Origin of the sequence: Pseudomonas sp. PB103, assembly GCF_009764635.1 — a bacterium.
In the GTDB taxonomy this organism is placed as follows: Bacteria; Pseudomonadota; Gammaproteobacteria; order Pseudomonadales; family Pseudomonadaceae; genus Aquipseudomonas.
In genome coordinates this window covers 8,851-23,768 of the sequence record NZ_RWIL01000171.1, presented here as the reverse complement: position 1 = coordinate 23,768, position 14,918 = coordinate 8,851, and the positions used below count along the sequence as shown (strand labels likewise).

Here is a 14,918-nt window from a genome sequence, read left to right as displayed (position 1 = left end):
CCGGCATTCAGGAAGCCGTGTTGCTGGCCCGAGAAGATCAACCCGGGCAACCACGCCTGGTGGCCTATTTCACCGAGCAGAGCCAAGTCGAACCGCTGGCCGTGGCCGAGTTGCGTGCGCACCTGTTGACGCAGTTGCCGGAGTACATGGTGCCGGTGGCTTTCGTCCGACTCGATGCATTGCCGTTGACCGCCAATGGCAAGGTCGATCGCAAGGCCCTGCCGAAACCCGAGCGTGCGGCGCTGTTCACCCGCGAATACGAGGCGCCGCACAACGAGCTGGAAAGCGCCTTGGCGCAGATCTGGGCGCAGGTGCTGCAAGTCGAGCGAGTAGGTCGTCAGGATCACTTCTTCGAACTTGGCGGCCATTCACTGTTGGCCATGCGCATGGTGTCCCAGGTTCGCCAGCGCCTAGGCGTCGAACTGGCGCTGGGTGATTTGTTTGCCAACGCCGAACTGGCGGCGGTCGCCGAGGCCGTGGCGCAGGCCGGGCGCAGCACGCAACCGGAGATTGTCGCGGTGGCCCGTGACGGTGCGTTGCCGCTGTCGTTCGCTCAGCAACGCTTGTGGTTTCTGGCGCAAATGGAAGGCGCCAACACCGCGTACAACATTCCCATCGGCCTGCGTCTGCGCGGCCAACTGAATGAGCCTGCGCTGCAACAAGCCTTGGCGCGCATCGTCGCGCGGCATGAAACCCTGCGCAGCCGTTTTGCCCAGTTCAATGATGAGGCGCAAGTACTGATTGCTCCGCTCGACAGTGGCTTGCTGCTGCGCGTCGAAGATTTGCGCCAACATCCGCAACCCGACGAAACCTTGCAGGCGCTGATTCAGGGCGAAGCCTCGGGGCCGTTTGATTTGCAGGACGATGCGCTGATTCGCGGGCGCTTGGTGCGGCTGGCCGACGATCATCACGTGCTGTTGCTGACCCTGCACCACATCATCTCCGATGGCTGGTCGATGGGGGTTTTGACCCGTGAACTGATGGCGTTGTATCAGGCCTTCAGCCATGGCCAGCCGGATCCACTGCCGCCGCTGACGCTGCAATACACCGATTACGCGGTGTGGCAGCGGCGCTGGCTCAGTGGTGAGGTGTTGCAGCGTCAGAGCGAATACTGGCACCAGACCCTGGCTGGCGCGCCGGCACTGTTGACGCTGCCGACCGACCGCGTGCGCCCGGCGCAGCAGGATTACGCCGGCAGCACCGTCGACGTGGTGCTCGACGAACGCCTGAGTGCGGGACTCAAGGCTTTGGCTCAGCGTCACGGCGTGACGATGTACATGCTCATGCTCAGTGCCTGGGCGAGTCTGTTGAGTCGTTTGTCGGGGCAAGCCGAAGTGGTCATCGGTTCGCCCGTGGCCAACCGCACCCGCGCCGAGATCGAAGGTCTGATCGGCATGTTCGTCAACACCCTGGCGCTGCGTATTGATACGTCGGGCGAGTTGAGCAGCGAGGCGCTGCTGGCGCAGGTAAAGGCGCGGACACTGCAAGCGCAGGCGCATCAGGACCTGCCGTTCGAACAAGTGGTGGAAATCACCAAGCCTGCGCGCAGCATGGCGCACAGTCCGTTGTTTCAGGTGATGTTCAGTTGGGACAGCGGCCATGGCGCCAGTCTGAGTCTCGGCGATCTGACCCTGGAAAGCGTCGCCGAACCGAGCCACTTCGCCAAATTCGATCTGTCGCTGACGCTGGCAGACGCGCCGGGCGGGATTCGTGGTGTGCTGGAGTACGCGATTGCTCTGTTCGACGAATCGACCATTGAGCGTTATGTCGGCTACTTCCAGCGACTGTTGCAGGCGATGGTCAGCAACGATCAAGCGGTACTGGATCAGGTCGCGTTGTTGGCTGACGACGAGCGTCAGCATCTGCTGGTTGATCTGAACGACACCACCGTCAAACACGATCTTGAGCAGACCGTTCACGGTCGTTTCGAGGCGCAGGTGTTGCGCACGCCCGAGGCTGATGCCGTGGTGGCCGGTGAGCTGCATTTGAGTTACGCCGAGTTGAACCGGCGCGCCAACCGACTCGCTCATCACTTGCGCCGGTGCGGTGTCGATCGCGATTCGCGGGTGGCGATCTGCGTCGAGCGCGGGCCGCAGTTGCTGGTCGGTCTGCTGGCGATTCTCAAGGCTGGCGGTGCTTATGTGCCGCTGGACCCGGGTTATCCTGCCGAACGTCTGGCTTACATGCTCGAGGACAGCGCGCCCGTAGCGGTGCTGGTACATGCGCCGACGCGCGCGCTGATCGGTGGGTGGGCCGGCGGACTGGTCGATTTCGACCATTGCTCCTGGCAAGACCTTGCGTCGAGCAATCCGCAGGTGCCGGACCTGAGTGCCGCGAACCTGGCTTATGTGATTTATACCTCCGGCTCCACCGGCACGCCGAAAGGCGTGATGGTCGAGCACCGCAACCTGGCTAATTTGCTGCACTGGAGCGCCAGCCTGTGTCCGTTGACGACCGGCGCGGCACTATTGCAGAAAACCCCGTTCAGCTTCGACGCCTCGGTGTGGGAGCTGTTCTGGCCGCTGACCTGCGGCATGCGCCTGGTTCTCGCCGGCCCGGACGATCACCGTGATCCCGCGGCGCTGGTGCAGCTGATTCGTCAGCAACAGGTCAATGTCATCCAGTTCGTACCGGCGCTGTTGCAGCAATTCCTTGAAGTGGAAGAAGTCGTTGAGTGCCGCAGCCTTAGCGATGTGTTCTGTGGTGGCGGTGAGCTGACTGCCGCGTTGGTGCGCAGCGTGCGTGAACGTCTGCCGCAGGTGCGCCTGCACAACGTTTATGGCCCGACCGAAGCCACTGTCGACAGCACGGTGTGGACGCTGGAGCCTGATTCGCCGGTTCTGGAAAGCACGCCGCCGATTGGCAAACCGCTGTGCAACACCCGCGTGTATGTCCTCGACGCTCATCAGCAACCGGTGCCATTCGGTGTGGTCGGCGAGATGTATCTGGGCGGTGTGCAGGTGGCGCGGGGCTATCTGAATCGACCTGAGCTGACGGCCGAACGCTTCTTCGACGATCCGTTCAGCGATCAGCCAGGCGCGCGTTTGTACCGCACCGGCGACGTCGCACGGTATCGGGCCGATGGCAACATCGAGTACCTGGGGCGCAATGACGATCAGGTCAAGATCCGTGGTTTGCGCATCGAACTGGGCGAGATCCAGGCGCATCTGGCGCACATCGACGGCGTGCGCGAAGCGGCGGTGCTGGCCCGTGAAGATGTGCCGGGCGATCAGCGTCTGGTCGCGTATTACAGCGGCGAGCCGCTGGACATCGAACAGTTGCGCAGCCAACTGCTCAAGCATTTGCCGGATTACATGGTGCCTGCGGTGTTTGTGCATATACCGGCCTTGCCACTGAGCCCCAACGGCAAACTGGATCGCCAGGCCTTGCCGGCCCCTGACCCATCGGCGCTGCAAACCCGCGCGTACGAAGCCCCGGTCGGTGAAGTCGAGACCGTGATTGCCGGGATCTGGGCCGAGTTGCTCAAGGTCGAGCGGGTAGGGCGCTTTGATCATTTCTTCGAACTGGGCGGCCATTCGTTGCTGGCGGTCAATCTGGTTGCGCGCATGCGCCGCGCCGGGCTGTCGGCGGATATCCGCGTGCTGTTCGGCCAACCGACGCTGGCCGCACTGGCGGCGGCAGTGGGTGGGGCGCCTGAAGCGGCGGTGCCGGCAAACCTGATTCCGGCCGATTGCACGCACATCACGCCCGACCTGCTGCCGCTGGTGGCGCTGGATCAAGCGACGATCGACCGCATCGTCGCGAGTGTCCCCGGCGGCGCGCGCAATGTGCAGGACATCTACCCGCTGGCGCCGTTGCAGACCGGCATCCTGTTCCATCATCTGTCGGCCGCGCAGGGCGATCCGTACGTGTTGCAGGCGCAGTTTGCCTTCGCCGATGAACAGCGTTTGCAGACCTTCACCAACGCCCTGCAACGGGTGATCGAGCGCCACGACATTCTGCGTACTTCGCTGTTCTGGGAAGGGCTGGATGAGCCGGTGCAAGTGGTCTGGCGTCAGGCTTCGCTGAGCTGCGAGGCATTGCAACTGGACGCCGAAGCGGGCGATGCACTGAGTCAGCTGCATGCGCGATTTACCGTCGATAACTACAGAATGCCGGTTGCCGAAGCACCGCTGATGCGCGTGGTCTACAGCCGCGATGCAGCCCGTCAACGTGTGGTGGCATTGCTGCTGTTCCATCACCTGGTGATGGATCACGTCGCGCTCGAAGTGTTGCAGCACGAGATGCAGGCGTTTCTGCTGGGCAATGCCGAGCAATTGAGCGAGCCGGTGCCGTACCGCAATTACGTGGCGCACACCCGCTCCGGGCTGAGCGAACAAGAGCACCAAAGCTTTTTCAGCGAGATGCTCGGCGCTGTTGATGAACCGACTTTGCCGTATGGTCAGCAACGGGTCGACGACGCGCCAGCGCAAGAGGCGCAGTTGGCGTTGCCATATTCACTGAGCCACAGCGTGCGGCAACAGGCGCGACGCCTGGGTGTCAGCGCGGCCAGCCTGATGCACCTCGCCTGGGCGCAGGTGCTGGGGCAATTGTCCGGGCGCGATGCCGTGGTGTTTGGCACGGTGTTGCTCGGTCGATTGCAGGGCGGTGAAGGCTCGGAGCGCGCGCTCGGCGTGTTCATCAATACCTTGCCGCTGTGCATCGAGCTGAACACTCATAGCGTCAAAGGCGCCGCACTGGCGACCCACGAACGCCTGAGTCAGTTGCTCGCCCATGAACATGCGCAACTGGCGCAGGTGCAACAGTGCAGCGCCATGCCGGCGGGCACGCCGCTGTTCAGCACATTGCTCAATTATCGTCATAGCGCCCCGGTCGGGCCGATATCTGCCGAGGTGCAAGCGGCGTGGCACGGCATGCAATTGCTCGATGCCGAAGAGCACAGCAACTATCGCCTGACCCTCAGCGTTGACGATCTCGGCGAAGACTTCCGCCTGAAGGTATTGGCCGGGGCCGGCATTGATCCGCAGCGCATCTGCGGGTACATGCAGGGAGCGTTAAGCGTACTGCTTGATGCGCTGGAGCACACGCCGCACGTGGGCTTCGATCGGTTGTCGATCTTGCCGGCAGCAGAACGTGAACAGTTGCTGATGGATTTCAATGCGACCGAAGCCGACTACCCGCGTGGGCTGACGATTGCCCAGCGCTTCGAATCGCAGGTCGCCGAGCGTCCGCAGGCTGTGGCAGCGGTGTTGGCCGGGCAGCCACTGACGTACTTGCAACTCAATCGCCAAGCCAATGCGTTGGCGCATCACTTGATTGCCAACGGGGTGAAAGCCGACGACCGCGTGGCCATCGTCGCCCGTCGGGGTCTGGACACACTGGTCGGGCTGGTCGCTATTCTCAAGGCCGGCGCCGGCTATGTGCCGATCGATCCGGCGCATCCCGCCGAGCGGATCAGTTATTTATTGAGCGACAGCGCGCCAGTCGCAGTGCTCACTCAAAGCGATCTGCACGAGAAATTGCCGCTGCTGAGCGTGCCAGTGATTGATGTCGACCTGTGCGCATGGCCGGCGCAGGCGCAGCACAACCCTTCGGTAGCAGATTTGACGGTCAAGCACCTGGCGTATGTGATCTACACCTCGGGTTCCACCGGCCTGCCCAAAGGGGTCATGGTCGAGCATCAGACACTGTCCAACCTGGTCGACTGGCATTGTGAAACGTTCGATTTACGCGCCGGCAACCACACCTCAAGTCTTGCTGGCTTTGGTTTCGATGCGATGGCGTGGGAAGTCTGGCCGGCCCTGTGCGCGGGCGCGACTTTGCACCTGGCACCGACCCATGACGGCGCTGAAGACATCGATGGACTGCTCGACTGGTGGCGCGCGCAACCGCTGGACGTGAGCTTTTTGCCGACACCGGTCGCCGAATACGCGTTCAGCCAGAACCTTGATCATCCGACCTTACGCACCTTGCTGATCGGTGGCGATCGCTTGCGTCAGTTCAGCCGTCAGCAGCGCTTCGCTGTGATCAACAACTACGGCCCGACTGAAGCCACCGTGGTCGCCACTTCCGGGCATGTCGAAGTGGGCGCGGCGTTGCACATCGGCAAACCGGTGGCGAACGCAGCGGTTTATTTGCTCGACGAGCAGCAACGCCCGGTGCCAATGGGCGTGATGGGCGAGTTGTACGTCGGTGGCGGCGGAGTCGCTCGGGGTTATCTGAACCGTGCTGATCTGACCGCCGAACGTTTCCTGCACGACCCGTTCAGCCGCACGCCGAATGCGCGCATGTACCGCACCGGTGACCTTGCCCGCTGGCGCGAAGACGGCTCGCTCGACTACTTGGGACGTAACGACGACCAGGTGAAAATCCGTGGCATGCGCATTGAATTGGGCGAAATCGAGACCCGTCTCAATCAGCTCCCCGGGATCAACGAAGCGGTGCTGCTGGCCCGCGAGGATCAACCCGGCCAGCCGCGACTGGTGGCGTATTTCACCGAACAGGCGGGGGCCGGTCCACTCGCAGCGAGCGAGTTGCGCGAGCATCTGCTGGCGCAGTTGCCGGACTACATGGTGCCGGCGGCGTTTGTCCGGCTTGAGGCTTTGCCGTTGACCGCCAATGGCAAGGTCGACCGCAGGGCCTTGCCGAAACCGGATCTGGCCGCGTTGCCGACCCGCGAATACGTGGCGCCGCAAGGCGAGCTGGAAACCGCACTGGCGCAGATCTGGGCCGAAGTGCTGCAAGTCGAGCGGGTTGGTCGTGACGATCACTTCTTCGAACTCGGCGGCCATTCGCTGCTGGCGATGCGCATGGTCTCGTGGGTCCGTCAGCGCCTCGGCGTCGAACTGGCGTTGAGTGATCTGTTTGCCGACGGGCAATTGAGCGCAGTCGCCGCAGTATTGAATCGCGCCGGGCGCAGCACGTTTGCGCAAATGGTGCCGGTATCGCGTGATCAACCCCTGCCGATGTCCTTCGCCCAACAACGCCTGTGGTTCCTGGCGCAGATGGCCGGCGGCAACTCGGCGTACAACATTCCGGTCGGGTTGCGCCTGCGCGGGCACCTCGACGTCGATGCCCTGCAAAGGGCGCTGGCACGGATCGTGGCTCGTCACGAAACCCTGCGCAGCCGTTTTGTCCGCATCGACGACACTGCGCAGGTGTCGATTGCCCCGGTCGACAGCGGTTTGCTCTTGCGCGTGGAAGACCTGCGTCAAGACTTGCAAGCCGAACTCACCTTGCAGGCATTGATGGCGCAAGAAGCCTCGACAGCCTTTGATCTGCAGGACGATTCGTTGATTCGCGGACGGTTGGTGCGCCTGGCCGACGAGCATCATGTGCTGCTGTTGACCGTGCATCACATCGTCGCCGACGGCTGGTCGATGGGCGTACTGACCGCTGAGTTGATGGCGTTGTATCAAGCGTTCAGCCAGTGTCAGCCTGATCCGCTGCCAGCCTTGACCCTGCAATACGGCGACTACGCTGTGTGGCAACGGGGTTGGCTCAGCGGTGAAGTTTTGCAACGGCAAAGCCATTACTGGCAGCAGACCCTCGATGGCGCGCCGGCCTTGTTGACGCTACCCACCGATCGCCCGCGACCGGCGCAACAGGATTACACCGGCGCCAACCTCGAAGTGCTGCTGGACCCGCGCCTGAGTGCAGGGCTCAAGGCCTTGAGCCAACGTCACGGCGTGACCCTGTTCATGACCGTGATGAGCGCCTGGGCATCGCTGATGAGTCGCCTGTCCGGGCAAACCGATGTGCTGATCGGTGCGCCGGTGGCCAACCGCAGCCGCGCGGAACTCGAAGGCTTGATCGGCATGTTCGTCAACACGCTGGCCTTGCGCATCGACACCTCGGGCGCGGTGAGTGTCGAAGCGCTGTTGGCGCAGGTCAAGGCGCGGACACTGGAGGCCCAGGCGCATCAGGATCTGCCGTTCGAACAAGTGGTGGAAATCGCCCGACCGCTGCGCAGTCTGGCGCACAGCCCGCTGTTCCAGACCACGCTGAACTGGGACAGCAGCGTCGGCCCGCAACTGGCGCTCGGCGAGCTGACGCTGGAGGGCGTCGCCGGACCGGGCGATGTCGCCAAGTTTGATTTGACGCTGACACTGGGCGAGGTCAACGGGGTGATTCGCGGCTCGCTGAACTACGCCACGGCGCTGTTCGATGCGTCGACGGTCGAGCGGTACATCGGGTACTTGCAGCGCTTGCTTGAAGCGATGATCAGCAGTGATCAAACGGTGTTGGAACAGGTGCCGTGGCTGGCAGCGGATGAGCGCAAGCGCTTGCTGTACGACTTCAACGCCACGGCGCGCGATTACCCGCAAACACTGACCGTGCACGGGGTTTTCCAGCAGCAGGCTGCGGCGCATCCCAAGGCTGTAGCGGCGGTGCATGGTGCGCATTCGCTGAGCTACTTTGAGCTGAATGCCCGGGCTAACCGACTGGCCCATCACCTGATCGCTCACGGCGTGCAACCGGGCGACCACGTGGCGATCCTGCTGCCGCGCTCGCTGGAGCTGCTGGTCGCGCAACTGGCCATTGCCAAGTGTGCGGCGGCGTACGTGCCGCTGGACATCAATGCGCCGAGCGAACGCCAGGCGTTCATGGTCGAGGACTGTCAGGCAGTGGCGCTGCTGACCTTGAGCAGTGAAATCATTGCCTACGCTGCGCCGCGCATCGATCTCGACACGCTGACCCTCAACGGCCAGCCGACGCACAATCCGAATCTTGTGCAGTCCTCCGAAGCGCTGGCGTACATCATGTACACCTCCGGTTCCACCGGCACGCCGAAAGGGGTGATGGTGCCGCATCGGGGCATCGGTCGGTTGGTGCTCAACAACGGTTACGCCGATTTCACTGCGCAGGATCGTGTGGTGTTCGCCTCGAACCCGGCGTTCGATGCGAGCACCATGGACATCTGGGGGCCACTGCTCAACGGCGGTCGCGTGGTGATCATCGACCATCAAACCCTGCTTGATCCGAATGCCTTCGGCCGTGAACTGAGTGCCAGCGGTGCGACGATCCTGTTTGTCACCACCGCGCTGTTCAACCAGTACGTGCAACTGATTCCGCAGGCGCTCAAGGGCCTGCGGATTCTGTTGTGCGGCGGTGAGCGTGGCGATCCGGCGGCGTTCCGGCGCCTGCTGGCCGAGGCCCCGGCATTGCGCATCGTGCATTGCTACGGCCCGACCGAAACCACCACCTACGCAACGACGTTCGAAGTGAAGGCGGTGGCTGAAAATGCCGAGAGCGTGCCGATTGGCGGCCCCATCGGCAACACGCAGGTGTACGTGCTCGACGCGTATCAGCAACCGGTGCCGATGGGCGTGACCGGCGAGCTGTACATCGGCGGGCAGGGCGTGGCGCTGGGTTACCTGAATCGACCGGATCTGACCGCCGAGAAATTCCTCTGCGATCCGTTCAGCGAAACACCGGGTGCGCTGCTCTACCGCACCGGCGACCTCGCGCGCTGGCTGGCGCCGGGGCAACTCGACTGCATCGGCCGCAACGACGATCAGGTGAAGATCCGTGGCTTCCGCATCGAACTGGGGGAAATCGAAAACCGCCTGCTGAACTGCCCGGGGATCAAGGAAGCGGTAGTGCTGGCGCGCCGCGACGGTCAGGACGCCACGCGTCTGGTGGCTTACTACACGGCGCACGATGGCGTCTTGGACAGCGCCGAACTGCACGCGCAATTGCACGCACGACTGCCGGAATACATGGTGCCGACGGCGTGGGTGCAACTCGAGGTATTGCCGCTGAACAATAACGGCAAGGTCGACCGCAAGGCACTGCCGGCACCGACACAGGAGGCACTGCTCAGTCGGGTTTACGAGGCACCTTCCAATGCACTGGAAATCAGCCTCGCACAGGTCTGGGCCGAGGTGTTACAGGTCGAACAGGTCGGCCGTCATGACAACTTCTTCGAACTCGGCGGCCACTCGTTGCTGGCGATGCGCATGCTGTCCCAGGTGCGTCAGCAGTTGGGCGTGGAGCTGGCGCTGGCCGATCTGTTTGCCAACCCGGAACTGGCGGCGGTTGCCCAGGTCCTGGGTCAGGCCGAACGCAGCACCTTGCCCGAGATTCTGCCGGCACCGCGAGATCAGGCGCTGCCGCTGTCGTTCGCCCAGCAACGCTTGTGGTTCCTCGCGCAGATGGACGGCGGCAACACCGCCTACAACATTCCTTTGGGCTTGCACCTGCGTGGTCGACTCGACGCCGTGGCCCTGCAACGGGCATTGGCGCGAATCGTTGCGCGCCACGAATCCCTGCGCAGCCGTTTCGCGCAATTCAACGACGAGGCACAGGTGCTGATTGCTCCGGTCGACAGTGGCCTGCCGCTGATCGAGCAAGATTGGCGCCAACACCCGCAGACCGCCGAGGCCTTGCGTACGTTGCTCGATACGGAAGCACGCGGGCCCTTCAATTTGCAGGACGACCCATTGATTCGTGGACGTCTGGTGCGGCTGGCCGATGATCACCATGTGCTGTTGCTGACCATGCATCACATCATCTCCGACGGCTGGTCGATGGGCGTGCTGACCCGCGAATTGATGGCGCTGTATCAGGCGTTCAGCCATGGCGAGGAGGATCCGCTGCCGCCGCTGACCCTGCAATACGCCGACTATGCGGTGTGGCAACGGCGCTGGCTGAACGGTGAGGTGCTGCAGCGTCAAAGCGATTACTGGCAGCAGACGCTGGCCGGAGCGCCGGCGTTGCTGAGCCTGCCGACTGACCGTCCGCGTCCGGCACAACAGGATCACCACGGCGGCAGTGTCGAAATCGTGCTGGACGAGCAGACCAGCGCCGGTCTCAAGGCGCTGTGTCAGCGCCACGCCGTGACGCCGTACATGGTCATCATGAGTGCCTGGGCGATGTTGCTGGCTCGCTTGTCCGGACAGTCCGATGTGGTGGTCGGCTCGCCGGTGGCCAACCGTACCCGCGCCGAGATCGAGGGGCTGATCGGCATGTTCGTCAACACCCTGGCGTTGCGTATCGATACCTCAGGCGATCTGACGGGGGCAGCGCTGCTGACGCGGGTCAAGGCGCAGACGCTGGCGGCGCAGGCGCATCAGGATCTGCCGTTCGAACACGTGGTGGAAATCACCCGGCCGCTGCGCAGCCTTGCCCACACACCGTTGTTCCAGACGCTGCTGAGCTGGGACAGCAGCGTTGCGCCCGCTTTGGCACTGGGCGGCCTGACGCTGGAAGGCGTCGCCGGGGACAATCACTTTGTGAAGTTCGACCTGTCGTTGAGTCTGGGTGAAACTCCGCAAGGCGTTCGCGGCGCGCTGCGCTACGCCACGGCGTTGTTCGATGAGTCGACGGTGCGGCGTTTTGTCGGTTACTTCCAGCGCTTGCTGGCGGCGCTGGTCAGCGATGACCAGGCTGTGTTGGCGCAAGTCGAGCTGCTTGCGGCGGATGAGCAGCAACGCCTGCTCGGCGAATTCAATGCGACGGCGCTTGATTGCCCGGTCGAGCAGCCGATTCAGAGCCTGTTCGAAGCGCAGGTGCAGCGTAAGCCGGATGCCATTGCCGTGCAGATCGGCGAACACAGCCTGACGTATCGCGAACTGAATGCCCGCGCCAACCGTCTTGCGCATCATCTGCGCGAGCAGGGTGTGGGGCCGGATGCGCGGGTGGCGCTGTGCGTCGAGCGTGGACTCGATCTGGTGGTGGGGCTGCTCGGCATTCTCAAGGCCGGTGGCGCTTATGTGCCGCTGGATCCGGCTTATCCGGCGGAGCGCCTCGACTACATGCTCAGGGACTGCGCGCCGACGGCGGTGTTGGTACACACGACGACCCGGGCGCTGTTCGCCGCGACCGATGCGCTGCTGATCGACTTTGATCAATGCAGCTGGCACGACCAGTCAGACAGCAATCCGCAGGTGCCCGGCCTGAGTGCTTCGAATCTGGCCTACATGATCTACACCTCGGGTTCGACCGGTACGCCGAAAGGCGTGATGCTCGAGCATCGTGGCCTGTGCAATCTGGTGCATTGGGGGTCGCAGATCTGCCCGCCGACCACTGACGGCGCGCTGTTGCAGAAAGCGCCCTTCAGTTTCGACGGGTCGGTGTGGGAGTTCTTCTGGCCGCTGACGGCGGGTGTGCGTCTGGTATTGGCACGGCCGGGCGGTCACCGGGAACCGGCGTATCTGGCGCAAGTCATTCGTCAGCAACGCATTACGGTGGTCAAGTTTGTGCCGGCGTTGTTGCAGCAGTTTCTTGAGCTGCAGGAGGTCAGTGAGTGCACCAGCCTCACCGATGTGTTCTGTGGCGGCGGTGAACTCACGGCGGCGCTGGCCGCTGCTGTGCGCCAGCACCTGCCGTGGGTGCGCCTGCATAACGTGTATGGCCCGACCGAAGCCACGGTCGACAGCACGGCGTGGACGCTGGAACCGCACATGCCGGTGCCGTTATCTGAATTGCCAATCGGCAAGGCTATCTGTAACACCCGGCTGTATGTGCTCGATGCGCACGACCAGGCTGTGCCGCTCGGCGTTATTGGCCAGTTGCACATCGGCGGTGTCGGCGTGGCGCGCGGTTACAGGGGACTGCCGCAGATGCAGGCCGAGCGCTTTATCGACAGCCCGTTCGTGGCTGGTGATCGCTTGTACCGCACCGGCGATCTGGTGCGTTACCGCGCGGACGGTAACCTCGAATTCCTCGGGCGTAACGACTTCCAGGTCAAGCTGCACGGCTTGCGCCTGGAACTCGGTGAAATCGAAGCGCGATTGATCCAGCACCCGGATGTGCGCGAGGTGGTGGTGCTGATGCGCGACGAGCGTCTGGTCGCCTATTTCACTGCGGTTGATCGCAGTGCTGTGCCGGCGATCGACACGCTGCGGGCGTTCGTCCTCGAGCAGTTGCCCGAATACATGGTACCGGGCGCGTTTGTTGCGCTCGACGTCTTGCCGTTGAGTCCCAACGGCAAGATCGACCGCCAGGCGCTGCCGGCACCGGGCTTCGACGCCGTGCTCAGCCGGCACTACGAAGCGCCTCAAGGCGAGGTCGAAACCTTACTGGCGCGGGTCTGGAGTGAGGTGCTGAATGTCGAGCAGGTCGGACGCCACGACAACTTCTTCGAATTGGGCGGGCATTCATTGCTGGCGATTCGTCTGGTCAATTTGCTGCAGCGGGCGGGGCAACAGGTGACGCTGGCGGAGCTGTTCCAGCGGCCGAGTATCGAATCACTGGCAGCGCTGATCAGTCAGCGCAGCGGTATACCTGAACAGCCGGAAGGGCTGGTCGTGGTGCGGCCGGGCGAGGGCGGTCATGCGCTGTTCCTGATCCATGAATTCAGCGGCCGGGATGTGTATTTCCCGGCATTGGGCTCGCACATCGACGGTCAGTTTCCGATTTACGGTTTGCCGGGTGTGCCTCTGGGGCAACCGCAACTGCGCACCCTTGAATGCATGGCTGCGCGGATGGTCGGGATCATCCGTTCGGTGCAGCCGCACGGCCCTTACCGTCTGGCCGGGTGGTCGTTTGGTGGCTTGCTGGCCTATGAAGTCGCGCAGCAATTGCTCGGTCTCGATGAGGCCGTGGCGTTTGTCGGCCTGCTCGATACTTATGCACCGCACCCGGCCAGTCAGGATAAAACCCGCTGGAGCGGCGAGCATCGCGACAAGCGTCAATTGCTCGAACATTGTCGGGCGCGTTCGCAAATGCTTGGTGAACAAGGGCTGCAGGCGTTGGCTGATGTCGAAAGGCTTGAGGCTGAAGTCGAACTCATCGGCTTCGACGAACTGTTCCTGCGCTGCTGCGAACAGCAATTACCTGACCCGGAATTGGCTGCACTGAGCGCAGCGGACGCCTGGAGTTACTTTGATCGCGAGGCCGCTCATGGCCTGGCGCTGGCGCACTACCGGGTCAGCCCGGCCAGTCAGCCGGTGCATTTGTTCCGCGCTCAGGCACTGATGCCGGGGCAGGCACAGCCGAGTCCGACCCGTGGTTGGCAGACCAAGGTCGCCACTGGATTGCTGCGTTGCATCGATGTGCCGGGTGACCACCGCAGCATGATGAAAACCCCGGATATCCAGGCGCTCGGCCAGGCCTTGAGTCTGGCCATGGCCACGGCGCAGGTCCCGCAGCCACAGGCCTACCAGCCGTTGTTGACCATCCAGAGCGGCCACGTCGGGCATGCGCCGATCTTTTGCGTGCCGGGGGCGGGCGACAGCGTCACCGGGTTTATTCACCTGACCGAAGCACTTGGCCCGGAATGGCCGATTTTTGGTCTGCAACCGCGCGGGCTCGATGGCAGCGGCGTACCGCACAGTCAGGTCGAAGCGGCGGCGAAGTGTTATCTGCAAGCCGTCGAACAGCTGTATCCGCAAGGCCCGGTGCACCTGATCGGCCATTCGTTCGGCGGCTGGGTCGTGCATGCCATGGCCGTGCAATTGCAGGCTGCCGGGCGTGAAGTGGCGTCCTTGACCCTGATCGACAGCGAAGCCCCCGGTGGTAACGGCACGGCGGGCAAACCGTATACGACGACCGCCGCGCTGGAGCGGTTGATCGAGACCTTGCAGCTGTCCAGCGGCAAGTCTTTGGGCATCGATCCGCAAGCCTTTGCCGAGGCTGACGAGACTGTGCAAATGCGCCTGTTGCACCAAGGCATGGTCCGCGCCGGCGTGTTGTCGGCGCGCTCATCGGAGCAGGCGATGCACGGCCCGGTCCGCACTTTTGCCACGGCACTGCGCACGGTCTATCAACCGCAACTGGCCTACACCGGCCCCGTGCGGCTGGCGCTGGTCGATGACCCGACGCTGGATGCGTGGGGCAATCAGCGCGAGCAAGCGGCGATGGTCGAAGGCTGGCAACGGCAGGTCGCGGACCTGGCGGTCTGGTACGGGCCGGGCAACCATTTCACGATTCTCAAGGCGCCCAACGTCTTCAGTTTCGCGGCGTGGTGGCATGACGGCCGGAAAGTGCCGGCGGGCGAAATATTGTCCTGA

1 protein-coding gene (running past one end of the window) is annotated in these 14,918 nt (G+C 63.4%); it reads left to right on the top strand.

Annotated elements, in window-relative coordinates; translation table 11 throughout:
- Positions 1-14,918, top strand: the 3' portion of a protein-coding gene (locus EJA70_RS29385) for a non-ribosomal peptide synthase/polyketide synthase (protein ID WP_158836032.1). 2,926 nt of this gene lie to the left of the window's left edge; only the last 14,918 of its 17,844 coding nucleotides appear in the window; its start codon lies beyond the left edge, outside the window; the stop codon is at positions 14,916-14,918.